The organism is Novosphingobium sp. (assembly GCF_037133355.1).
GTDB lineage: Bacteria > Pseudomonadota > Alphaproteobacteria > Sphingomonadales > Sphingomonadaceae > Novosphingobium.
Map to the genome: position 1 here is coordinate 12,854 of NZ_JBAXOI010000003.1, position 23,708 is coordinate 36,561.

The window sequence follows — 23,708 nt, forward strand, 5'->3', positions numbered from 1 at the left end:
ATTGAACGTGAATATCTCCCATCCAGCCGAACTTCCGGTCGAGCGCCCCAGACTGACCCAGGGCGAACGCACCGCGCTTTCGGACGCGCGGATGTTCGAGGCGGCGATGCATCTCATCGTCGAGAACGGCACCCACAACACCACGCTCAAGGAAGTGGGCGAACGCGCCGGCTACAGCCGCGGCCTTGCCAGCAACCGCTTCGGTTCCAAGGAAACGCTGTTCGGCTTGCTGGTGCGTGACTTCAACGAGACCTGGGCGGCCGAACTGCGCCGCTTTGTCGGCAAGAACACGGGTCTTGCGGCACTCGAAGGCGCGCTCGATGCGGTAGAGTTCTTCCTGCTCAACCGTACAAAGCAGATGCAGGCGATGTACATCCTGTGGTTTGAATCAATCAGCAGCTATCCGCTCGTGCGCCGCCGCCTTGCCGCCAACCACATCGCCTATCGCAAGGATACCGCGCGCTGGCTGGCACAGGCAATCAGCGATGGTGAAGCGCGCCCCGGCGTCGACCCCGAAAGCTTCGCAGTTGAATTCAGTGCCTTCATTTTTGGACTGGTCTACCAGTGGTTGGCGAACCCTTCGGCGATCAATCTGCATACCTTGATGCAGCACTACCGCGAAAACACCATTCGCATGCTGCGCAGAAATGCGATCTGACGCCGGCTAAACACCTCGTCCGGCGGGCCAGATCTCGCCAGATGCAACAATCGGAATAGGTGGCAGGGGGCCCTTCCCGGTGCCAAACATCAGGTCGGTAGCTTCCGCCGCGCAATACGACGTCTGCAACCGCCCTGGAGGCTTATTCGGCCAACATTGGATGCGCCTTACATGTCGGTGACCCGGCATCACGCCTCAAGGGATAACGCGGTGTCCGGGCTGCTCGGCTGATAGAACCATCCGGCTGCGGCAATCAGCACAAGCAAGACGGGCATCACGAATACGGCGCTGCTATCGGTTCCAGCAATCAGCCCGAGGTTGGCTGTCGCCATGACCAGCGCCGCCATCAGCGCTGCGGCGCTTGTCAGTGGGGCGATGAACGATACGCCTTTGCCGATCGGCAGTGCGGTCCGGCGGAAAAATGTGAACACGGCAGCCGAAGTCAGCACCTGCATCGCAAGGATGCCCAAGCTGGCAAAGGCACCGGCCCAGGCGAACATGCCGGCGTAGGGGTCGATTGCGAGCAGCGCGGAGATCAGAACCATGGCAATACTGACGAGCGTCTGGACGAGGCCGGCGCGATGCGGTGAGCCGTGTACCGGATGAAGGCTGCCAAGCCGGGCATCGCACAAGCCCTCGCGCGCAATCCCCGATAGATAGCGGGCGATCGTCGCATGAAACGACAGGATGCAGGCGAAGGTGCTTGTCAGCAGCAGGCCCTGGGTAATCACGAACGCCGGCCAGCCAAGCAGGGCGCGAATGGGGGTGAGGTACAGGTTGCCCGCATCCGCCAGAGCTGCCGCCTTGATCGCAGACGGGCCATGATAGAGCGTGATCGTCCAGGTGCTGAAACTGTAGAACAGCGCGATCAGTATGACGGCAACATAAGTCGCGCGGGGAATGTCGCGTGCCGGATGGCGTGCCTCCTCGCCGAAAATGACGGTCGCTTCAAACCCGATGAACGAGACCACGACGAACACGATCGAAATGCCGAGCCCGGGCCCGAATATGGTCGAAGGCGATGCGATGGCGAGAAATGGTCCAGTGTGATGGGCAAGGATAGCGATGCCGAGCGCAAGCAGGATCGAGACTTCACCAAGCAGGCAGAAGGCAAGCACATTGCCGCTGAAGGTCACCGCACGGCGCCCGCAGATATGGACAACGCCCGCGAGCAGCAGTGTCGGGATCCACCAGGGCGGCGCCCAGCCAAGGCCGGTCCGCAAGGTCTGGGTCGCGAAGAAACCGAACAGGCCGTAAGTGCTCATTGCAATCGCCTGATAGGTCGCGACCGCGACAGCCGCGACCGCACCGCCGGCACGGCGCCCTAGACCGAAAGTCACATAGGCATAGAAGCCCCCGGCACTGGCCACGTGCGGGCTCATCGCCGTGAATCCTGCGCTGAACAGAAGGTAGAGTCCGCCGATCATCAGGAAGACGACCGGCACACCGGGCCCATTGCCGAAAGCAAAGGCGGCGGTCGAAGTCCCGAGCACCGCGGTCATCGGAGCGGCAGCAGCAACAACGAAGAACACGATATGCGCGCTGCTGATCGACTTGTGCCCGGTAGCGCTAGGGCCGGACGGCCGCACTCCGTCCGTCACACCGACGCCTTGGCGCAGCAGCTCGCCTTGTTGGCTGCGGGCGGCAGGTCGATTGCCGGATTGCGATCGAAAAAGCCGCAAGGCACCAGCTTGAAGCCGGTTTCGATGACCGGCTGGACCGGGAAATCCTCGACCCGCACCGGGTGGTGCAAGCCGAAGACATGCCACAGTACGATATCCGCATCCTTGATCGGGCGGTCCTGCGCCGCGAAATCGGGAAGACCGCCCTTCCCCGTCGAATGGTTCATGTACTCGCCCGCCGGATAGCGCTCCTCAGGGTCGAACGCGGTCACCCAGACGTGATTTTCAACGAACCTGCCCCGGCTCCCGGAAAAACTGTCGGGCCGCACGAATGGCGTCACCATGTGGTTCGCCTCGAGCTTGTAGGCAGTCGGGCGGCCGACATGGTTGTGACGCTCGGCGCTTTCCACCTTCCAGAACCGCATCGTGTCCGGATTGGCGCGGCGGCAGGCGGCTAGTTCGGTCTCCAGCACCTCGTCCGCAGCGTAAAAGGCATTGCCGTAAGGGTTCGCCGGGCCGGCGGGCTCGGCGTAGGTATTGCACTCGACAAAGCGGTTCGCATCACCATCGACGGTCATGTCCAGCCGCGCGCAGAACAAGTGCTGGTGGATGTGGGCGGCTACCCCCGGCAGCACCTCGGTCGCGTATTTGCCAGGACTGCCCGGCTCGCACGCGCCGGTGTTGATGATGCCGGTCGCCTTGATCTCGCACTCGATCCCGCCGTCGAGAAAGAGATACCAGTAGAAGCCATATTCGTAGTTGCCGACGGTCGAAATGCTCGAGATCACCAGCTTGCGCGACCGCCTGACCTCGGCGCGCTCGGTGCGGAAGTCGGTGTGTTTCCACAGCAGCCCCGCGTCCTCCTCATGGATGCAGATCGCGTTGGGGATCGTCATGAGCGACCCGTCCATCTTGTTGATATGCGCATCGAGATACTCGATCACGCCGAGGCAGTCGCAGCCCAAGGTCAGCGAATTGGCGAGCTTGCCGACCCCGTACTCGCCGATATCGAACACGTTCTTGCGAAAGTGCCCGTTCTCGGGCGTGCCATAGGGCACGACCATCTCCACGATCGAGGCGCGATAGGCGATGGGACGGTCATCATAGCGAATGTCGTGCAGCGTCAGCCCCTCGCGGGCATTGAAGCCGACAACCACGGACCATTTGTCCCAGCGCAAGACCCCGTCCGCGATGGAGAAGCCGACGCCGTCGGGCTGCACGATGTCGATCCGCTTGGGTGCCGGCCGGTCGCTCTGCAGCAGCCCCGCTTCGTAGTTGGACTCCTGCATCGGAATGGGCACCATGCCGTAGTCATCGACGCGGATGACCTCGCTGGTGGAGAGATCGACCACGGCGTTCAGCCCTTCGATGGGATGGGCGTAGAAATTCTCGTTCTCATAGAGCCTGAGCCAGGCAAAGACATGGCAAAGATGCCGCCCTTCCTCGCCCGGCACGCCGAAATTGCCGGCCGACCAGGAATCGACGCAGACTTTGCTCATGTCGGTAATGCCGCGCTTGGCGCAGCCGGCGATGAAGGCGGGGTCCGCGCGGACAATGGCTTCGATCTGGCCGAATTGCTCAAGCTGGATCATCGACCGCTGGTCCGGCAGATGCTGCCGGCTGATGATAACGCGCTCGGCGAGCGAAACGATCAGCCTGGTCACCCCGATCCGGTCGGCTTCGAAGATATTGACGCGCGCTCGGCGGTGGATCTGATCGCCAGGCCAGTACTGGCGAACCTCGGCCTTCAGGGGTTCGAACAGCTCGATCGTCTCGAACCGGGTCTGGGGCCCGAACAGATCCGAGCCCTTCACGATGTCCACCGCCAGCAGGACTTCGGCAGCGCTCAAGGGCGAAAGAGGATGCTTGGGGCCTTCTGCCGCAATCGGTGGTTCGATCTCGTCGATCGGCATGGCAAGCAATCCTGTCTCACGGAGACATAAGAGGTCCAAGAAGACTTGATGGATGTCAAGTTTTGGCTTCGGCCTGCATTTTCCGGGACTGGCTCATCGCTCGGGAATGCTCCCGCCACGACGCATCGCGCCTGCCAATCAGGGCTATTCCCCCGGGCTGCCAGAGCGGTTAGGAATGCAGGGCAGATCAAGATCGAGGAGCAGAACTTGCGCTGGACAGTGGATTCAGAAACCGGGGTCCTGACGGACGTGCTGCTCTGTCCTCCGGACCATTACCGCTGGATCGACACGAATTCCATCGCCCACTCGACCCTGACCAATCAGGTGCAGTTCGACGCCGATGTCGCCAAGGCGCAGTATGCCGGGATGGTCGATGCGCTCGAACGCGCCGGGGTCACGTGCCATTTCCTGACCCCCGATCCGGAGCATCCCTACCAGGTCTACACGCGGGATTCGAGCCAGACGACGCCCTGGGGACCAGTGCTGACGCAGCTGCGCATGCCTGCCCGCCGGGGCGAATATGCGGCGGTGCTGGACTTCCACCTCAAGCAGGACGGCTTCTGGCGCTATGCCACCAGCGGCACCTGCGAAGGGGGCGACATCCATCTGATCCGCCCCGGCCTTGCGGTGATCGGCTATTCCGGTGTGCGCACCGATCTGGCGGGCGCGCGTCAGATGGCCGGCTGGTTCGAGGCGGAAGGCTGGGAAGTTCGGCTGCAGCCCTTCCCCGAGCATTTCCTGCACCTCGACGTCCTGTTCTGCATGGCAACCGACAACCTCGCCGTGGCCTGCATCGAAGCCTTGGGCGAGGATTTCGCCGACTGGCTGACGGCGCACGGTATCGACCGGATCGAGGCCAGCTATGCGGAAGTCATGGCGATGAGCTGCAACCTCCTGTCACTTGGCGGCAACCGGGTGCTTTCACCGGCCCACAGCACCCGCATCAATGACGAACTGCGGCGGCGGCAGGTGCAGGTGTTCGATCCACCGCTCGAAATGTTCAGCCTCGGCGGCGGCAGCATCCACTGCCTCACCATGCCGCTGCGCCGGGAGCCACTCCCCTGACCGCCAATCTGTCCAACCTCCGGGTCGACGGGGCGCGCCTGTGGTCCACGCTGATGGAAACGGCGGCGTTTGGCCGGACCGCAAAGGGGGGACTGTGCCGCCTGGCGCTCTCGCCGGAGGACGCGGCGGTGCGGCGTTGGTTTGTCGAGGCCTGCGAGGCCATCGGCTGCGCGGTCACCATCGATCAGCTCGGCAACATCTTCGCACGCCGGACGGGCAGTGACCCCGACCTGCCACCCATCGCCATCGGCAGCCATCTCGATACCCAGCCCACCGGCGGGCGGTTCGATGGCATCCTTGGCGTCCTCGCGGGCCTCGAGGTTCTGCGCACGCTTGAGGATGCCGACGTGGTCACGCGCCACCCGCTGGAAGTGGTGAACTGGACCAACGAGGAAGGCGCGCGTTTCGCTCCGGCCATGCTCTGCGCAGGCGTGTTCGCAGGGGCGTTCGATCTTGATTACGCGCTGTCGCGGGAAGACCGGAACGGGGTGTCGTTCGCTGCAGCGCTCGCCGAGAGCGGCTTTGACGGGACAGCGCCGGTCGGTGGCCGCCCGCTCGCCGCGCATTTCGAACTGCACATCGAACAGGGCCCTGTTCTGGAGGCCGAGGGGCTGGAAATCGGCGTCGTGTCCGGCGTGCAAGGCATCCGCTGGTTCGATGTGGAGATCGCAGGCCTTGCCTGTCATGCGGGCACCATGCCGATGAAGCTGAGGCGCGATGCCCTGCAGGCCGCCGCGCGGCTTGCCGTGGCGATAGACGAGATCGGCCGCTCCGATCCCGACACGTCCCTATCCACTATCGGCATTTTCGAAGCCTATCCGGGCTCACGCAACACCGTCCCCGAAACGATCCGGATGAGCGTCGACTTGCGCCATCCGCGGGCCGAAGGGCTGGACCGGCTGGAAGCGGCCTTTCATGCCGCTGCCGAAGAGATCGCCGCCGCACTGAGCGTTACGATCGAGATCAAGCCGGTCTGGAGTTCCCCGCCAGTGGTGTTCCACCCGGAAGTGGTAGGCGCCATCGACGCGGCTACCGCGCAGCTTGGCTACAGCCGCCGATCCATCGTCTCGGGCGCCGGCCACGATTCCGTCTACATTTCCCGGGTCGCGCCGACGGGAATGATTTTCGTCCCCTGTGAAGACGGCATCAGCCACAACGAGACGGAGAACATCATGCCGATCGAGGCGGAACGGGGCGCCAATGTGCTGCTGCAGGCCGTGCTGCAATTCGACAGCGCAGCCTGAGCATGGCACGCAAGCTGACGCGGATCGAAGCCCGGTCCATCGATTACATTCCCGAGAGCGAGCGTCACGGCAAAGTTTCGGATCAGGGGCCGTTCTGGTTTCTCGGCAACTTCCACTTCTTCACCATAGCTGTCGGCTTTGTTGGCCCCAGCCTGCACTTGTCCTTGGGTTGGACCGCGCTGGCGGCCACCACCGGGATCCTGTTCGGCACCATTTTCCAGGCCTTCCATGCCAGTCAGGGGGCGGAGCTTGGTCTGCCCCAGATGATCCAGTCCCGCGCCCAGTTCGGCTATCGCGGGGTGGTGGTGCCGCTGATCGGGGCTGTGTTCACCTTCGTCGGCTTCAATGTGATCAACACCATTCTGGTGGCCGAAGGGCTCAACCATCTATGGGGCTGGAACGAGGACGGCGTGATCGTCGGTCTCGCCGTGCTGGCGGCGGCTCTGGCGATCTGGGGGCATGATTGGCTCCATCTGGCCTTCAAGAGCATGTTCTGGCTGTCGCTGCCGCTGTTCACGGCGCTGTCCGTCGCGATCGCGCTCGGCTTCGTCCACGGCACCTCCCCTCCGGGCGCGGGCGCCGCCGGGTTCAACTGGCCGGCCTTTGCCGCCCAGTTCGCGGCGGCCGCCAGCTACAACATGACCTACGCGCCCTATGTCTCGGACTATTCGCGCTATCTGCCCCGCACCGTCTCGCGCGCGGCGATCATTATGAACGTGTTCCTCGGCGCATCGCTCTCGGCGATCTGGCTGATCTGCCTCGGCGCCTGGCTGGCGAGCCGGATGGGCGCGACGGACGGCCTCACTTCCCTCTCTCTGGCCGGGAATGGCCTCGTCCCGCATCTGGGCGACGGGCTGGTCGTCTGCTCGGTGGCCGCGCTGCAGGCGACCATGGGGATGAACGCCTATTCGGGGATGCTGAGCGTGGTCACCGGCCTCGACAGCATCCGCCAGGTCCAGCCGACGCGGCGGATCCGGGTGGTCACGATCGTCGTACTGGCCGCACTCTGGACCGCAATGTCAGCCTCGGCGCAAGGCGATGCCATCGAGACACTAAGCGCCACCCTTGTGGTCATGCTCTATCTGCTGTGTCCGTGGACGGCCGTGAACCTGATGGACTACTTTTTCCTGCGCAAGGGCCGCTACGCAATTACCGATCTGGCGAGGCCGGACGGCATCTACGGCGCCTTCGGCGTGCGCGGGCTGGTTGGTTACTTTGCCGGGTTTGCCGCCTCGGCCCCGTTCTTTGTGATCCCGGGGATCTGGACCGGCCCCGCAGCCAAGGCCCTCGGCGGTATCGATCTTGCCTGGCTGGTCGGGCTGGTCGTGGCCGCGGCGGCATATCTGTTTGTCAGCCGGGGCTTCTCCGCCGCAAGCGAGGATGAGGCCATCGCCGCCAGCGAGGCCGAGCTTGACGCTCTGGCAGGCGGCAGTCTGACCACGAGCTAGCAACGATCAGGAGAAGGCGCAGGTGACACCTCACGAAATGATCGCTCTTTCAGCGGCTGAAGCGATAGGCGCCATGCGCGAGGGCCACATCACTGCGCTGGCCTACGCCGAAGCCTTGCTGGCGCGCTGCGCGGAAGGCGCGGACCTCAACGCGTTCATCACGCTCGATCCCGAAGCGGTGCGCGCCGAGGCCCGGGCTGCCGATGCGCGCAGGGCGGCCGGCGAAACGCTCGGCCCGCTCCACGGCCTGCCGGTGCCGATAAAGGACAGCATCAACACCGCTGACTTGCCGACCACCGCCGGAACGTCCGCGCTGCGCCAGTTCTATCCGGCAGCCGATGCCCCGGTGGTCGCCCGGCTGCGCGCTGCCGGTGCCATCGTGCTCGGCAAGACCAACCTGCACGAGCTGTCGCTCGGCTGGACCAGCAGCAACATGGCCTATGGCCCGGTGCGCAACCCCTGGGACCTTGCCCGGATTCCCGGCGGCAGCAGCGGCGGCAGCGCGGCGACGGTTGCGGCCGGGATGGCACCGCTCGCTCTGGCCGAGGACACGGAAGGATCGATCCGGGTCCCGGCAGCGCTGTGCGGGATAGCCGGATTTCGGCCGACCACCGGCCGCTATCCCAACGACGGCTGCGCGCCGATCACAGGAGAGTTCGACCAGGTCGGGCCTGTCGCGCGGCATGTCTCCGATCTCGTGCTGTTCGACGACGTGCTGACCGGCGATACCTCGCCCGTGGTGGCCCCACCCATCGCCGGGCTGCGGCTCGGCATTGCGCCCGACTACTACTTCGAAGGCCTCGATCCGGCCGTGGCAGACGTGGTCCATGACGTGATCGAACGGTTGGAACAGGCTGGCGCCACGATTGTAAGGGCCGATCTGCCGGGTCTGGGCGCGCTGATCGAGGCGATTACCTTGACAGTGCAGATCCACGATGTGGTGCCCTCGCTGACCCGCTGGCTGGCCGCATCCGGGGCCAGCATCACCTACGAAGCGCTGCACACCGAGGTCAGCCCCGACGTGAAGGCCTTGCTCGAGGCCTTTGCCATACCGGGCGCGCCCAGGGCCATCCCGGAAGAGCTCTATACCGCCGCGATCACGACCCACCTGCCCGCACTCAGAGCCCTGTTCGCCGGATGGTTCGCCGAGAACCAGGTCCATGCCATGCTGCTGCCCGCAACCATGATACCAGCCCCTCTGATCGGCGACGACAGCACCGTGCGCATTGGAGGCAGCGACGTGCCGTTCGAATTCGCGATCTCGCGCAACATTGCGCCGGGCAGCACTGCCGGCCTTCCCGGGCTCGTCCTGCCCGCAGGTCTGGCCGGCGGCTTGCCCGTTGCCATCGAACTCGACGGTCCTGCAGGCAGCGATCGCAAACTGCTTGGCATCGGGCTCGCTGTCGAGGCCTTGCTTGGCCCGCTACCCCCACCCCCTGCGATCAGTGTGGGGTGAATAGCGATTTCTTGAGGACGACGTGGACGCCCTTGTTGCGATCGACCAGCTCGGTCACTTCAACGTCCCCCGCCACGCTCATCAGCATATAGGCATCGTCGCGGGACATGCCCTTCGCCGTCACCAGAAAGTCGAGCATGTTGCGCAGCGCCTTGCGCGTGGCATTGCTCAGATCGTCGTCAAAGCCCATCGCGATATAGGCGTCCGGGGTTTCAGCGCGCGGATAGGGTGATTTCATGCCCTTGTGCAGGATGAACTCGAACGTCCCGATCAGCGACGTTTCGAGCGCGGTGATATCGACCTCGCCATTGCCCTGCGCCGCGTGCCCGTCGCCAGCCTGAAACAGCGCACCCGGCGCGTGGACGGGCAGGAACAGCACGGTCCCTGCGACCAGCGCCTTGTCGTCCATGTTGCCGCCGTTGATGTTGGGCGGCGCTGAATCATAGCGGCCGAAACCGGGCGGCGGCGCCACGCCCATGCTGCCGAAGAACGGATGCAGCGGCACTTCGATGCCGGGTGCGAATTGCGCGGTCATGCGCTGCCGGTCGAGCGGGATGATGCGCATGCGCGAATAGGGGAAATCATCGGTCAGAAAGCCGCTGCCGACCCCGAAAGCGTTGTAGGAATAGGGGATTGCCAGATCGATCTTGTGGATGCGCACTTCCAGCGTATCGCCCGGCTCCGCGCCCTCGATCGCGATGGGGCCCGTGAGAATATGGCCGCCGGGGCCCCGCGCCGCGGCCGGTACGCCATCGTACACCGCGCGCAGCGCCGGTTCGACGTCCTGAGGCGCCACCCCCGCTTTTTCGAGGCGCGTGGGGCTGCTGGTGAGCAACGTGCGCATCACGACGGTGTCGCCGGACTGGATCGTCAGCACCGGCTTGTCGGTGGCATCGTAATGCCCCCAGGCCACCGTCTCCGGCGTGGGCTGGAGTTCATACGTCTTGGCTGCAGCCGGGACAGCGAACGCCAGTGCGGCGAGCATCATCAAACCTATCCGACTTTGCATCGCGTTGGCTCCAGGTAATCTCGGCGAGATCTGCACAGCCCCTGTTTGATCGCGCGGCGCGCGCTGACCCTGTTCCAGATTTGCTGCCGGCTATCAACGGCCAATCTGGAAATGCTCCAACGTGGGGACGAATGTATCTTGATACTGCGTAACGAATAGGTGAGCTCAAAACGCGAACTCTTTCGGAAGCATGCTCCACAAATCCGATGGCGACACGCCGATCAGACGCCGCCTTGGCCCTTGAAGGCAGAGGCCGGTGCTCAGGGGGCTCGCTGATACGCGATCCGGCCATCGATGATCGTCATGTCGACCTTCACCTCGCCCACCCGCGCCTTGGGCACGGTCAGCGGATCGGCATTGACCACAACGAAATCGGCCAGCTTGCCCACTTCGATGGACCCCATGTCCTTATCGAGAAAGTTCGCCTCCGCGCTCCAGATCGTGAACATCCGGATTGCGTCCATCACGCCGATCGCTTCCTCGGGCTGGACAATTGTCCCGTACTTGCTGTCGCGGTTCACCGCGCGTGCGATCGAGAAGAAGGGGTTGGTGGCAAAGTTCTGCGTGCCGATCGTGTCGACCCCGCCAGCCGGGTGCATGCCCCTCGCGATCAGCGTCTTCAGCGGAAAGAACGCCACATCGGGCTCGGCAGCATTGGTCGCATCGAGCCGCCACAGGAAGGCGACCTGCATCGAAGGGATCACGTGATCCGTGACCATCCGCTGCAGGCGCCGCTCGGTGCGCTGCGGATCGAGGCTGAGAAAATGGGCGAAATGCTCGATCCGCAGCCGCGCATCCGGGCGCGGGTAACGGGCCTGCGCCGCTTCATAGGCATCCAGCACCATGTCCTGCGAGCGGTCGCCATTGGCATGGATCTGCACTTGCCAGCCGCGGCGATAGGCATCGCCGACAAGGGCATTGAGCTCGTCCTGCGAATACGTCACCCCGCCCACATTGTCCGGTTTCCACGTCGTGGCCGAACCCTTCCAGTGCGGCCGGTAGACCGCAGAGGTCGTTCCCCACACGCCGTCCTGAATGAGCTTGATCGCGCCCACTTTGAGCCACGCGTCGCCGCCGCCGGGCTTGTATCCCATCGCCTCGATGTGGCCCACGGGATCGGGCTCCTTCGAAGAGGCAATCGTGATCCCGGCATGCAGCACCGGGCCGATCATGAAGTTCAGCCGCACCCGCATTGGCAGGCGGCCCTCGCGCTTGAGCTCTGACATCGCCGTGTAGCTGGCGACGTCGGACATGTCCGAGACCATCGTCACGCCGCGCTTGAGATAAAAGTCGTCCAGAATGCGGCGTACCGCTTCCTTGCGCTCGGGCGGCGTGAAAGCAGGGATCATGTCCTTGGGCCAGGGCACTTGCGCATCGCGGATGATCGCGACCTCGCCGTCAGGCGTGCGCTCGAAGCGCGAGGCGGTGCCGGCCGGGGGATCGGGATAAGTCCGGTCGAGGCCCATGATCTCGGCGGCCTTGTGATTGATCAGATGATCGTGCGCACTCCAGCGCAGGTCCACCGGATTGTCCGGAAAGGCCGCATCCAGCGCCGCGCGCGTGGGCATGGTCTGGTTGTAGGTGCCGTTGCCGATGAGCCAGGCACCCGCGGGCATCTTCGCCGCCGTATCCTTGAGCCGCGCGATCACCGCCGCGCCGTCCTTGAGCGGCGGGACCTGAATATCGATGGTATGAGCCTCGACCTCGGCCATGCCGCCGACATGCGAATGGGCATCGATGAAACCGGGGAGCATGGTGCGCCCCTTCAGGTCGATCAGGCGCGTGCGGGGCCCACGAAAGCGCCGGACATCGCCCACCCCGACGATGCGACCCGCCCGAACTGCCACGGCCCGCACCACCCGGTTCCGGCTGTCGACCGTGACGATTTTGCCGTTGACGATAAGGAGGTCGGCCGGCTTCGCGCCCCTGGCTTCGGCCCCTCCCCCGCCCGAAACGACCAGCGCCAGCGCCAGCGCCGATCCGGCAGCCCACTTGAATCCCGCAACCATCACGCCTCTCCCCACGCTGCGTGCTATCCGGAAGCAGTGTGGCCCTTGAAGCGCAAAAAGCAAGGCGCCGGAGTTTTCCCCCCGGCGCCCCATTTCAACCGGCCCGGCGCGCAAGGGCGCACCAGACCGGTTCCCCCCTAATCGTCAGAACTTGAAGCCTGCGGCGACGCCGTAGCGACGCGGTTCAAGCGTGAAGACGTTGGTGAAGTTACCCGAGGACTGGTCAGTAACGTAGAGACCGGTCACCGAGTCATCGTTGGTGATGTTCTGGACGAAGCCGCGGATGAACCACTTCTTGTCCGGACCATCGAGCTGGAGCTGCGCGTTCAGCTGCGTGAAGGACGGGATCCTGTCGACCACACCGTTGAAGATGGTGCCATCCGTCTTGCCGGTGAAGTTAAGGTCGAAACGCGGGGTCAGCGTGAGGTTGCCGATCGGAGCAGCGTACTGCACGCCGGTCGAGAACTTCACATTCGGCGCGCCGGGCAGCTTGTTGCCGCGGATGTTGGTGGCGATACCCGAGGAGTAGACCGTCACACCGCCAATGCCGGGCGCGTTGCCCAGCGTCGGGGCGAGCGCGGTGAGCACGGCGCAGATCGAGTAGGCACCGGTCGAGGCAATGCCGCCATTGGCGGGGAACGGCGTCGTGTTCTTGAGCCCGGCGCCGCCGACAACACCCGGGATCTGCCCGGCGTTGATCAGAGCGTTGGCCGTGTTCACGAAGGCGTTGACCCCCGCGACGCTGCCCGAATTCGAGCCGACGGCGCAGTTCGCAGTGTTGGTGATGTCCTTGATGATCACCGCATCCTTGCGGCCGTTGCCGAAATCGCGCGGGTTGGACAGGAACTTGTCTTCCGACACCTTGGTGTTGAGGTAGCTGAAGTTCATGTTGATCGTCAGCTCGCGGGTCGGACGCACGATGGCTTCCGCTTCCACACCGTAGATGTTCGCGCTCACGTTATCGTTGACCGAGGTACGAGCGACGATGCGCGAGAGCTGCAGGCCCTTGTACTGGTAATAGAACCCGGTGAGGTTCAGCTGCAGCGCGCCGTTGCCGAAGCTGTTTTTCGAACCGATTTCAAAGGAGTTCACGAACTCAGGCGTGAAGCTCTCCGGAACCGCGAAGATCGGCGAGAGCGGCGGGTTGATACCGCCCGACTTGTAGCCGCGCGAGTACGAGGCATAGAGGAGGTGATCGGGCGAGATCTGGTAGTCGAGCACCGCGCGGCCCGTCCATTCGCCGAACTTCACGTTGCGGATCTGGAACGGTTGGTTGCCGGCAATTCCCGAGTCAGCGTCGTAGCTGGCAGCAAGGAACGGCGAGTCATAGGCATTGGCGATGCCCACCGGCGCGAGGAAGTTGAACAGCGTCGTGCGCGCCTTCACCGACTTGCTGTCGTTGTTGTAGCGCAGGCCGAGGGTCAGCTTGAGCTTGTCGTTGAACTTCCAATAGGCCTCGCCGAAGATGCCGTAGGTCGTCAGCTTGTAGTCGGGCGTGTTGTTGCGATAGGCCGAGGTCGCCAGATAGGCCGGCGGCGCACCTGCGCCGAGTGCCGAGAACGCGCCCACCACGCCGGCGAAGTAATCAAGCCCGAACGAGCTGACGTAGTAGCTGTTCTCGGTCAGCGTGTACTTGCCGTAGATGCCGCCGAGCAGGAAGTTGATCGGACCGTCGAACTTCGAGGTCAGCACCGCTTCCGCCGTCCAGCTCTTGTTGTTCTGGACCGAACGGTCGAAGTCGAGCGGCGTGGCTGCGCAGACGCTGTGGCCACCGAACACACCGGTACCGGTCGCCTCGCCCTGCGAGGTGCAGAGCGGACCGCCCGGGCCCTGCGGGATGAGCGCATTGGCGATCGGGTTGAGGTAGGTCTTGAGGCCGGGCCCGAGCAGACCCGCACCCGCCGCAGCGAGCGCGCCGAGGCCGGCCGCAAAGCCCGAACGGTCGGCAACAGCGTTGTTGTAGTCCTGCTGCGAGTCGACCTTGACGTTCTGATAGTTGCCTTCGATCCGCAGGCTGAACTTCTCGCCGATGTCCTGCTTGATCGTGCCCTGAAGGATGGTTTCCTCGGTGAAGTAGCTGGGCTGGAAGTCGGTGTTGACGATGCGCGGATCAGCCGGATTCACTTCCTTGGAGTAGACGCCCGGGCCATAGATGCTGCCCAGCGCGAAGGCGGTCGGCAGACCGCGGATCGCGAAGAATTCCTTCGAGGTCAGCACGTTGGCGAGCAACGCGTTGCCGTTCGTGGTGCTGGTGCCGCGCGTGGTGTTGAGGCAGCCCAGGATGCCGGTCGGATCCTCCTGGCAATACTGCTTCTGGATGCGCATGCGGCTGTCCTTCTCGCGGAAGTACTGGCCCATCAGGTCGACTGTGGTCGACGGGGACGGCTGCCAGGTCAGCGAGCCGCGGAAGCCGTAGATGTCGCGGTCATCGATCTTGGAGTTGTTGTAGAGGTTGGTCGTGTAGCCGTCGCGCTTCAGGTAGAAGCCTGCGGCGCGCACCGCCAGCGTCTCGCCGAGCGGAATGTTGATCATGCCGCGCAGACGCACCGAGTTGTAGTTGCCGTATTCGGCATCGCCCGAAGCGCCGAAGCCGTTGAGATCGGGCTTGGCGGTGCGGAAGTTGACCACGCCCGAGGTCGCGTTGCGGCCGAACAGGGTGCCCTGCGGACCACGCAGCACTTCGACCTGCGCCAGATCGTAGAACTCGCCTTCGAACAGGCGGGTGGCAAACAGCGGCGCGTCGTTGATGTGGATCGCGGTCGCGCTGTCGCAGGTCACGCCGGTGCAAAGGTCACCGATGCCGCGGATGGTGAAGCTGGAGGTGGTGAAGTTCGTCTTGGTGAAGGTGACGTTGGGCAGCGACAACTGGAGATCGAGCGGGTTGCGGATCTGCTGCTTGTCGAGGTTTTCCTTGGTGAACGCGCTGATCGCGATCGGCACTGCCTGGAGGCGCTGCGACTGGCGCTGCGCGGTCACGATGATTTCCTGAACACCCGGGCCGCTATCTGCGCTCTGTGCGTTCTGTGCGAACGACGGCGTTGCAACGGCTGCTGCGCACACACCTGCGAGCAGGGTAAGTTTGCCCCTCATATCAATATCCTCTCTCTTCAGCGGGCGCCCATCATTTTTGAGGGTCGACCTTCTGGCGCTAGAACAGAACGGAACACCATCGTTGTCAACCGCTCAATTAAATTTTGCCCTTTCCGTAGCGGCACGTGGCACCAAGGTGTAACTCTCCGGCCACCGTTCGAAACGGATTCACCCCCTGAAACCGAATCAAACCAGCCAATGCGGCATCACAATGTGAAGCCATCTCTTGCAAATCACATTGTGATGTGAGAGAACGAGGTATGTCCAGTGAACTGATCGATCGCATCCGCCGCCTCATCGTAGAGGGCGGCATGTCCCGTTCGGGCCTCGCCCGCGCCGCGGGGCTCCACGCCAACACGCTGCGCGATGCTGCGCTCCCCGGCTGGAACCCCACCGCCGACACGCTCGCCAAGCTCGAACGCGTGCTCGATGAAAGCGACGACACCCCCGCGCTCGTCCCCATCGAGGAAATCATCGACGAGGCGCGTAACGGCCGCATGTTCATCCTCGTCGACGACGAGGACCGCGAGAACGAGGGCGATCTCGTCATCCCCGCCCAGATGGCAACGCCCGACGCGATCAACTTCATGGCAACGCACGGCCGCGGTCTCATCTGCCTCACCCTCAGCCGCACCCGTACAGAGCAGCTCGGGCTCGAGCTGATGAGCCGCAACAACGGCACGCGCCACGAAACCGCCTTCACCGTCTCGGTCGAGGCGCGCGAGGGCGTGACCACCGGCATTTCCGCCGCCGACCGTGCGCGCACTGTCGCGGTCGCCATCGATGCATCCAAGACCCGCGAAGACATCGTCACCCCCGGCCACGTCTTCCCGCTGATCGCGCGCGACGGCGGCGTGCTCGTGCGCGCCGGCCATACCGAAGCGGCGGTCGATATCTCGCGCCTCGCCGGGCTCAATCCCTCGGGCGTGATCTGCGAGATCATGAAGGACGACGGCACGATGGCGCGAATGGACGATCTCGTCCCCTTCGCGCGTCGTCACGGCCTCAAGATGGGTACGATCCGCGATCTCATCGAATATCGCCGTCGCCACGATCACCTCGTCGAATGCGTCGACCAGCAGCCGTTCCATTCGGACTACGGCGGCGACTGGACGATCCGCACCTATCGCAACAAGATCGATGGCGTGGTCCACCTCGTGCTGCAGAAGGGCGCCGTGCGCTCCGATGCGCCCACGCTGGTGCGCATGCACGGCATCTCGATCCTCTCGGACGTGCTCGGCCAGCCCGGCCCGCGCAAGCGCAGCCTGCAGCGTGCGATGAGCGAGATCGGCAAGGCGGGCTCGGGCGTGATCGTCCTGCTCATGCCCGGCGGCAGCGAGCAGCTTCAGGCGGAGATCTCCGGCCGCACCGGCGACATGGACCTGCGCAGCTATGGCATCGGCGCGCAGATCCTTGCCGACCTTGGCATCCACGACATGATCCTTCTGACCAATTCGCATCGCAACATCGTCGCCATCGAAGGCTATGGCCTCAACATTGTCGGCGAACAGCCGATCACCGCGGAGTAAGCGCGCATGGCCCGGTTCCTCATCGTCGAAGCTCGTTTCTACGATCACCTCAACGACCTGCTCGTAGCCGGCGCGCGCGCCGCGCTCGAGGCGGATGGCCACGATGTCGAGGTGATCACAGTCCCCGGCGCGCTCGAAATCCCCGGTGCGATCGTGCTCGCCGACCAGTCCGGCAAGTTCGACGGCTATGTCGCGATCGGCGTGGTGATCCGGGGCGAGACCTACCACTTCGAGATCGTGGCGGGCGAAAGCGCGCGCGGCGTGATGGCACTGACCATGGACGGCATGGCCGTGGGCAACGGCATCCTCACCGTCGAGAACGAAGCGCAGGCGCTGGTTCGCGCCGATCCTGCGCAAAAGGACAAGGGCGGCGAGGCGGCCAAGGCGGCGCTCGCTCTCCTCGCGCTGCGGACCAGATACGCCTGAAGCCAGGCCGGCAAACCTTGCCGGTTCGCAGACATTGCCTTGTGGACAAAATCGGGGGCGAACTGGTTAAAATCGCCCCGCCGCAATCCTAGGCAAAAGTGCTCCGCCACGCAGCAAACCTTTGGTTTTGCGTCCTGGCGTATGACTCCTTCTTCACGGTCCGAACCTTTGTTTCGCGGGCCGGAATGCAGGAGTACCTGAGCATGAGTATCCGCGCCCAGAGCCGCCACGGGGGTCTTCTTCTGGCCGGAGGCGTCGCGGCGGCGCTTCTGCTTATCGGAGTTGCGGTTCAGTACATCCGGGTCGGCGGGACCTTGCACAACCGGCTCGACGTGATCACCGGCTTCACCGCCGATATCCTTCCTCCGCCGCTCTACATCGTCGAACCGATGCTCAAGGTGAAGCAGGCGATCGAAGACCCGGCCCGGCTCGGCCGCAGTCGCACAGAGCTGGCCGAACTCGAAAAGCAATACCGCACCAGCCTTGATCGCTGGACGGCCGATGATGTCGATCCTGCGCTGGCGGGCGAACTGCGCAATTCGGTCGCCCGTGAAGCCGACGCCTTCTGGCGCGAGGTCGATCAGGCCCTGCTACCCGCGCTGCAACGCGGCGACGGGGCCATCGCCCAGGAAAGCGGCAAGCGGCTGGAGACGCTGTTCGAGCGCGAGCGCAGCGCCATACTCGCGCTGACCGGTCACGCCACCGCTGCGCGCGATGCGCTCTCCGCTACCGGCACGGCAACGGTCTGGATACTCATGGCGGTCATGGGCCTTGCCGGTGCGGCGACCGTGGCGCTGATCCTTGCCGCGCTGCAGCTGCTCGGCCGGCATGTGCTTGATCCGCTGGCCGCGACTGCGGGCGTGATGACCGCAATGGCAGCAGGCGATCTCGAGGCCGGCGCCCGCACGGCCCACCGCGGCGACGAAATCGGCGACATGACCCGCGCGATCGAGGTGTTCCGCAGTGCCGCCAAGGACCGGCGCGCGTCGGCGGAGCGGCAGGCGCAGGTCGTAGACGGCATGGGCAGCGCGCTTGGCCGCCTGGCCGAGGGCGATCTGGCCCACCGCATCGAAGGCCCTTTCCCCGCCGAGTACGAGGCGCTGCGCGAAGCCTACAACGCCGCCGCCCAGCGGCTCGACGCGGTGCTGGCGCAAGTGGGCGGCACAGCCGCCAGCGTCAGCAGCGGCGCGGCCGAGATCAGTGCCGCCTCGGGCGATCTGGCCGCGCGCAACCAGAGCCAGGCGGCAAGCGTCGAGGAATCCAGCGCTGCGATGAAGCATGTCGCCACGCTCGTCTCGGCGACCGCAACCCGCACCCGCGCCGTCGAGGCGGAGATCGGGCATGCCACACAGGATGCGGCGGCCGGCGGCGCGCTGGTGGGCGATGCCATGGCGGCAATGGGCGCAATCGAGCGTTCCTCGCAGGAAATCGGCCAGATCGTCGATCTGATCGATTCGATCGCCTTCCAGACCAATCTTCTCGCGCTCAACGCCGGGGTCGAGGCAGCACGCGCAGGCGATGCGGGCAAGGGCTTCGCGGTTGTCGCCAACGAAGTCCGTGCGCTGGCCCAGCGCAGCGCCGATGCGGCAAGCGAGATCCGCACGCTCATCGCCACCAGCTCGCGCGAGGTTTCGGGCGGGGTCAGCCTCGTCAGCCGCACCGGCGAGGCGCTTGGGGCCATGGTCGGCAGGGTGGAACGGCTTGCGGGGCTGGTGAGCGAGATCGCGCTCGCCGCGCAAGACCAGTCGGTCAGCCTCGATCAGGTGAGCACCTCGGTTTCGGGCATGGACGCTATGACCCAGCGCAATGCCGCGATGGTCGAGGAGACCGCCGCCGCTGCCCGCTCGCTCGCCGACGAGGCGGGCGATCTCGCCGCAGCCGTGGCCCGTTTCCGAACCTCGCGCAGCGCCGGGAGCCGCCGCACGGCGCCGCGCGCCGCGCTTGCCGCCTGAGCTTTGGCTGCGGCGGTGCGCCGGCGCGGGTTCGGCTTGCTTTTTCCCCCGTCCTGACCTAGGGGCGCGCAGTCCGCGCGGGGGCATTCCTCGTTCGCGGATATCTGCCATGGCATTCGGCCCGGCAGATGGTTCGGCCCCTTGCCCCGGGTCCGCATGGTGCGGAAGCTCGGTGAAAGACCGGCGGAGACAACCGCCTGGCCGGAAACAGCGATAACAGGACTTACCAGCAATGGCATCTCATCCCACGCGCGACGATTTCGCCGCGATGCTCGACGAAACCCTCGGCGGCGCCGCCAATGGCGGCTTTGAAGGCCGAGTCGTCAAGGGCACCGTCACCGCCATCGAAAACGACAAGGCCGTCATCGACGTCGGCCTCAAGAGCGAAGGCCGCGTTCCGCTGCGCGAATTCGCCATGCCCGGCCAGCCGCACGGCCTGAAGGTCGGCGACGAGGTCGAAGTGTTCGTCGACCGCGTCGAGAACGCCGACGGCGAAGCGATGCTCAGCCGCGACCGCGCCCGCCGCGAAGCCGCCTGGGACAAGCTCGAGGCCGAATTCGGCGAAGGCAAGCGCGTCGAGGGCGTGATCTTCGGTCGCGTCAAGGGCGGCTTCACCGTCGATCTCGACGGCGCCGTGGCCTTCCTGCCCGGCTCGCAGGTCGATATCCGCCCGGTCCGCGACGTGACCCCGCTGATGGACATGCCGCAGCCCTTCCAGATCCTCAAGATGGACCGCCGCCGCGGCAACATCGTGGTCTCGCGCCGCGCGGTGCTCGAAGAAACCCGCGCCGAGCAGCGTTCGGGCCTGATCATGAACCTCAAGGAAGGTCAGATCATCGACGGCGTGGTCAAGAACATCACCGACTACGGTGCGTTCGTGGATCTCGGCGGCATCGACGGCCTGCTCCACGTGACGGACATGAGCTACAAGCGCGTCAACCACCCGTCGGAAGTGATCGCCATCGGCGATACCGTGCGCGTCCAGATCATCCGCATCAACCAGGACACGCAGCGCATCAGCCTCGGCATGAAGCAGCTTGAAAGCGATCCGTGGGACGGCGTCGCCGCCAAGTACCCGGTCGGCGCGAAGCTGCACGGCGTTGTCACCAACATCACCGAATACGGCGCCTTCGTGGAACTGGAAGCGGGCATCGAAGGCCTCGTCCACGTCTCCGAAATGTCGTGGACCAAGAAGAACGTCCACCCCGGCAAGATCGTCTCGACCAGCCAGGAAGTCGACGTCATGGTGCTCGAGGTCGACAGCGACAAGCGCCGCATCAGCCTCGGCCTCAAGCAGGCGCAGCAGAACCCCTGGGAAGCTTTCGCGGAACAGCACCCGGTTGGCTCGACTGTCGAGGGCGAAGTCAAGAACGCAACCGAGTTCGGCCTGTTCATCGGCCTCGATGGCGACGTCGACGGCATGGTCCACATGTCGGACATCGCCTGGGGCATCTCGGGCGAAGACGCACTGGCGCTGCATCGCAAGGGCGAGCAGGTCTCGGCCATCGTGCTCGACGTCGATGTCGAGAAGGAGCGCATCAGCCTCGGCATGAAGCAGCTTGAAAAGGGTGCTCCGGCAGCCGGCGGCACTTCGGCAGCTGGCTCGGGCTCGCTCCGCCGCGGCGAAGTCGTCACCGTCACCGTGCTCGAAGTCCGCGATGGCGGCCTCGAAGTGCAGGCCGGCGAAGACGGCGCGACCGGCTTCATCAAGCGCACCGACCTTGGCCGCGACCGCGACGAGCAGCGTCCGGACCGCTTCCAGGTCGGCCAGAAGCTCGATGCCATGGTCATCGGCTTCGACCGTTCGAAGAAGCCCAACTTCTCGGTCAAGGCCCGCCAGCTGGCCGAAGAGAAGGAAGCCGTCGAGCAGTACGGTTCGTCGGAAGCCGGCGCTTCGCTGGGCGACATCCTCGGCGCGGCGCTCAAGGCCAAGCAGTAAGCTTAGCCGCCGCGCTGCCTGCCAGAGGGCACAGATCAAAGGCCCGTCCGGAGAAATCCGGGCGGGCTTTTGCTTTAGCCGCCTCGCCGCGCTAAACACGATGTTGAACGGGGAGGATTTATGCGCGCCGAGTGCCAGTGCGGAGACCTCACGGCAGATGTCGCCGCTGCGGCCGAGCAGGTCGTCGCATGCCATTGCCGCGCGTGCCAGCGCCGCTCCGGAAGCCCATTCGGCGTAATCGCCTATTTCGAGGCAGCCGATGTCACGCTGCATGGCATCGCACGGGAATTCACCCGCACCGGCACCAGCGGCAAGGCCTTCACTGCCAGCTTCTGCCCGCGCTGCGGCACGACCGTCTGGGTGCGCTCGGACGGCAAGCCCGATGCCATCGGCATTCCCGCCGGGGCATTTGCCGATCCCTCCTTCCCAGCGCCCGTCCGTTCAGTATGGGAGGAAACCCGGCATCACTGGGTTGCCATCCCCGGCGCAATTGCCCATTTTCCACAAGGCCGCACCTGAGGACAGCATGACCCTAGAGACTCACCAGTTCACCTGCCTCAGCGACAACTACGGCTACCTCCTCCACGATAGTGCGAGCGGGGAGACCGCGTGCATCGATACGCCCGATGCGCAGGCCTACCTCAGCGAGGCCGCCGCCAAGGGCTGGACGATCACCCAGATCTGGAACACCCACTGGCATCCGGACCATGCCGGCGGCAACGAGGCGATCAAGGCCGCCACGGGCTGCAAGGTCATCGCGCCGGCGGTGGATGCCCCGCGCATTGCCGGGATCGACCGCACCGTGGCGCAGGGCGATACCGTCCCCTTCGGCGCCTACTCGGCCCATGTGATCGATGTCGGCGGCCACACCATGGGCCATTGCGCCTATTACTTGCCCGATGCCGCGCTCGCCTTCGTCGGCGATGCGGTCTTCGCGCTCGGCTGCGGCCGCATGTTCGAAGGCACGCCGGAGCAGTTCTGGGCCAGCCTCCTGCGCGTGAAGGCGCTGCCACCCGAGACCACGCTTTGCTGCGCGCACGAATACACCGCCTCGAACGCCCGGTTCGCCGTGCATGCCGATCCCGACAATGCCGCGCTTGCCGCCTATGCCGCTGAAATCGCGGACAAGCGCAGCCGCGATGAATGGACCGTGCCCACCCGGCTGGACCGCGAGCTTGCCACCAATCCCTTCCTGCGCGCCGATGATCCCGCGCTGCAGGCCCGTTGGGGCGGCGCCACGGCGATCGAGACCTTTGCCGCGCTGCGCAGCGCCAAGGACAGCTTCCGCTAGATGGCAGGCACCTCCGATAGCCCCGCCGCGGCCCGGCGCATCACGCGGGTCACCTCCTTCGATGTGGCCGAAGAGGCCGGTGTCAGCCAGTCGACCGTCAGCCGCGCGCTCGCGGGCGATACCTCGATCAGCGAGCCCACCCGCCAGCGTGTGGTCGCCGCTGCCGCCCGGCTCAACTATCAGGTCAACGAAAACGCCGCGCGCCTGCGCCGGGGCAAGACCGGTACGCTCGCGGTCGTGATGATCTGCCGCGCGGGCGAAGACCGCAAGGACCTCAACCCGTTCTACTATTCGCTGCTTGGCAGCACGTGCGCCGCCGCCTCGGCACGCGGCTACGAAGTGCTCGTCTCCTTCCAGGACAGCACCGAGAACTTCTGGGGCCACTATCAGGAGCGCCGCAAGGCCGATGGCATGATCGTCATCGGCACAAGCGAGAACACCCCCGCGTGGGACTATTTCAGCGAGCTCGATGCCGAAACCAGCTGGGTATGCTGGGGCGCCCCAAGCGATGCCTTCCCCTGGGTGCGCAGCGACAACGAAGCCGGCTCAACGCTCGCGGCGCGGCACATGCTGGTGCGCGGCTATACCAACATCGTATGCATCGGTTCCGAAACCTCGCCGCAGCGCCAGTTCAAGGAGCGCTATGACGGCTATGCCGCAGCCATGCGAGACGCAGGGCGCGAGCCGCTGCTTCAGCGGATCGAGCGCGGGCTCCCGCGCGAAGAGCAGGGCCGCCGCGCCGCTGCCGCACTGGCGGATTCGGGCCAACCTTTCGACGGCATCTTCGCGGTGAGCGACGAGATCGCGTTGGGCGCGCTCAAGGAACTGGAACGGCGCGGATACCGCGTGCCCGAGGATGTCGGCGTGGTCGGCTTCGACGGGGTGCGCGCGGGCGCCTGGTCCACGCCTCCGCTCACCACGATCGAGCCCGATTTCGAGATCGCCGGCACCCTCCTCGTCGACCGGCTGCTTGCCGCGATGGCCGGCGAACCTGAAACCCCGCGCCGCGCGCCGGTGCGTCTGGTCGTGCGCGGCTCTACCCGGCCCTGAACTGTCG

17 protein-coding genes are annotated in these 23,708 nt (G+C 65.1%); 12 read left to right on the forward strand and 5 right to left on the reverse strand.

Annotation, left to right across the window (positions count from 1 at the left end):
• Positions 1–7: 7 nt before the first annotated feature.
• Entirely contained in the window at positions 8–658 is a 651-nt protein-coding gene (locus tag WCL10_RS04270) for a TetR/AcrR family transcriptional regulator (protein ID WP_336894389.1), read from the forward strand.
• A 188-nt stretch (positions 659–846) separates the two neighbouring features.
• Here WCL10_RS04270 and WCL10_RS04275 read toward each other — a convergent pair whose 3' ends face one another.
• Positions 847–2,259, reverse strand: a complete 1,413-nt coding sequence (locus tag WCL10_RS04275) for an APC family permease (protein ID WP_336894390.1) — start codon at positions 2,257–2,259, stop codon at positions 847–849.
• Entirely contained in the window at positions 2,256–4,193 is a 1,938-nt protein-coding gene (locus WCL10_RS04280) for a primary-amine oxidase (protein ID WP_336894391.1), read from the reverse strand. Before WCL10_RS04280 ends, WCL10_RS04275 begins: the two co-directional genes overlap by 4 nt.
• Positions 4,194–4,400: 207 nt before the next feature.
• On the opposite strand from WCL10_RS04280, the gene WCL10_RS04285 reads away from it, so the two are divergent.
• The 4 genes from WCL10_RS04285 to WCL10_RS04300 are packed head-to-tail and all read left to right on the forward strand — an operon-like array spanning position 4,401 to position 9,406.
• Positions 4,401–5,258 (forward strand): arginine deiminase family protein, encoded by an 858-nt coding sequence (locus tag WCL10_RS04285; protein WP_336894392.1) that lies wholly within the window; start codon positions 4,401–4,403, stop codon positions 5,256–5,258.
• A gap of 8 nt (positions 5,259–5,266) precedes the next feature.
• Positions 5,267–6,502, forward strand: a complete 1,236-nt coding sequence (locus WCL10_RS04290; protein WP_336894607.1) for a Zn-dependent hydrolase — start codon at positions 5,267–5,269, stop codon at positions 6,500–6,502.
• A gap of 2 nt (positions 6,503–6,504) precedes the next feature.
• On the forward strand, positions 6,505–7,950 hold the full coding sequence (locus tag WCL10_RS04295; protein WP_336894393.1) for a cytosine permease: 1,446 nt from the start codon (positions 6,505–6,507) through the stop codon (positions 7,948–7,950).
• A gap of 22 nt (positions 7,951–7,972) precedes the next feature.
• Positions 7,973–9,406, forward strand: coding sequence for an amidase family protein (locus WCL10_RS04300; protein WP_336894394.1), 1,434 nt, complete (start codon positions 7,973–7,975; stop codon positions 9,404–9,406).
• Here WCL10_RS04300 and WCL10_RS04305 read toward each other — a convergent pair.
• From WCL10_RS04305 to WCL10_RS04315, 3 genes are all read right to left on the reverse strand, one after another.
• Positions 9,393–10,394, reverse strand: coding sequence for an acetamidase/formamidase family protein (locus WCL10_RS04305; RefSeq protein WP_336894395.1), 1,002 nt, complete (start codon positions 10,392–10,394; stop codon positions 9,393–9,395). The genes WCL10_RS04300 and WCL10_RS04305 overlap by 14 nt on opposite strands.
• Positions 10,395–10,675: 281 nt before the next feature.
• The gene (locus WCL10_RS04310; RefSeq protein WP_336894396.1) at positions 10,676–12,424 is read right to left on the reverse strand and encodes an amidohydrolase; all 1,749 of its coding nucleotides are present in this window, start codon (positions 12,422–12,424) and stop codon (positions 10,676–10,678) included.
• A 144-nt stretch (positions 12,425–12,568) separates the two neighbouring features.
• Entirely contained in the window at positions 12,569–15,514 is a 2,946-nt protein-coding gene (locus WCL10_RS04315) for a TonB-dependent receptor (RefSeq protein WP_336894397.1), read from the reverse strand.
• Between the two features lie 260 nt (positions 15,515–15,774).
• Here WCL10_RS04315 and ribB point away from each other — a divergent pair, with 260 nt between their 5' ends.
• The 7 genes from ribB to WCL10_RS04350 all read left to right on the forward strand — a co-directional run bounded on the left by ribB (position 15,775) and on the right by WCL10_RS04350 (position 23,701).
• On the forward strand, positions 15,775–17,043 hold the full coding sequence (gene ribB / locus WCL10_RS04320) for a 3,4-dihydroxy-2-butanone-4-phosphate synthase (RefSeq protein ID WP_336894398.1): 1,269 nt from the start codon (positions 15,775–15,777) through the stop codon (positions 17,041–17,043).
• Between the two features lie 6 nt (positions 17,044–17,049).
• Positions 17,050–17,469 carry a 6,7-dimethyl-8-ribityllumazine synthase gene (gene ribH / locus WCL10_RS04325; RefSeq protein WP_336894399.1) on the forward strand — a complete coding sequence of 140 codons (420 nt, stop codon included), beginning with the start codon at positions 17,050–17,052 and terminating at the stop codon, positions 17,467–17,469.
• A 203-nt stretch (positions 17,470–17,672) separates the two neighbouring features.
• Entirely contained in the window at positions 17,673–19,421 is a 1,749-nt protein-coding gene (locus tag WCL10_RS04330) for a methyl-accepting chemotaxis protein (RefSeq protein ID WP_336894400.1), read from the forward strand.
• 232 nt (positions 19,422–19,653) lie between these two features.
• Positions 19,654–21,360 carry a 30S ribosomal protein S1 gene (rpsA, locus tag WCL10_RS04335; protein ID WP_336894401.1) on the forward strand — a complete coding sequence of 569 codons (1,707 nt, stop codon included), beginning with the start codon at positions 19,654–19,656 and terminating at the stop codon, positions 21,358–21,360.
• A gap of 120 nt (positions 21,361–21,480) precedes the next feature.
• Positions 21,481–21,879 (forward strand): GFA family protein, encoded by a 399-nt coding sequence (locus tag WCL10_RS04340; protein ID WP_336894402.1) that lies wholly within the window; start codon positions 21,481–21,483, stop codon positions 21,877–21,879.
• Between the two features lie 7 nt (positions 21,880–21,886).
• A complete protein-coding gene (gloB, locus tag WCL10_RS04345; RefSeq protein WP_336894403.1) occupies positions 21,887–22,651 on the forward strand; it encodes a hydroxyacylglutathione hydrolase in 765 nt (254 codons plus the stop codon).
• Positions 22,652–23,701, forward strand: coding sequence for a LacI family DNA-binding transcriptional regulator (locus tag WCL10_RS04350; RefSeq protein WP_336894404.1), 1,050 nt, complete (start codon positions 22,652–22,654; stop codon positions 23,699–23,701). It abuts the gene before it with no gap.
• Positions 23,702–23,708 lie beyond the last annotated feature (7 nt).

Excerpts from the sequence above, each read along its gene's own strand:
- WCL10_RS04305 (WP_336894395.1), bottom strand. The coding sequence starts at position 10,394 with ATGATGCTCGCCGCACTGGCGTTCGCTGTCCCGGCTGCAGCCAAGACG.
- rpsA (WP_336894401.1), top strand. The coding sequence starts at position 19,654 with ATGGCATCTCATCCCACGCGCGACGATTTCGCCGCGATGCTCGACGAA.
- ribH (WP_336894399.1), top strand. The coding sequence starts at position 17,050 with ATGGCCCGGTTCCTCATCGTCGAAGCTCGTTTCTACGATCACCTCAAC.
- WCL10_RS04330 (WP_336894400.1), top strand. The coding sequence starts at position 17,673 with ATGAGTATCCGCGCCCAGAGCCGCCACGGGGGTCTTCTTCTGGCCGGA.
- WCL10_RS04295 (WP_336894393.1), top strand. The coding sequence starts at position 6,505 with ATGGCACGCAAGCTGACGCGGATCGAAGCCCGGTCCATCGATTACATT.
- ribB (WP_336894398.1), top strand. The coding sequence starts at position 15,775 with ATGTCCAGTGAACTGATCGATCGCATCCGCCGCCTCATCGTAGAGGGC.
- WCL10_RS04350 (WP_336894404.1), top strand. The coding sequence starts at position 22,652 with ATGGCAGGCACCTCCGATAGCCCCGCCGCGGCCCGGCGCATCACGCGG.
- WCL10_RS04315 (WP_336894397.1), bottom strand. The coding sequence starts at position 15,514 with ATGAGGGGCAAACTTACCCTGCTCGCAGGTGTGTGCGCAGCAGCCGTT.
- WCL10_RS04310 (WP_336894396.1), bottom strand. The coding sequence starts at position 12,424 with ATGGTTGCGGGATTCAAGTGGGCTGCCGGATCGGCGCTGGCGCTGGCG.
- gloB (WP_336894403.1), top strand. The coding sequence starts at position 21,887 with ATGACCCTAGAGACTCACCAGTTCACCTGCCTCAGCGACAACTACGGC.
- WCL10_RS04280 (WP_336894391.1), bottom strand. The coding sequence starts at position 4,193 with ATGCCGATCGACGAGATCGAACCACCGATTGCGGCAGAAGGCCCCAAG.
- WCL10_RS04340 (WP_336894402.1), top strand. The coding sequence starts at position 21,481 with ATGCGCGCCGAGTGCCAGTGCGGAGACCTCACGGCAGATGTCGCCGCT.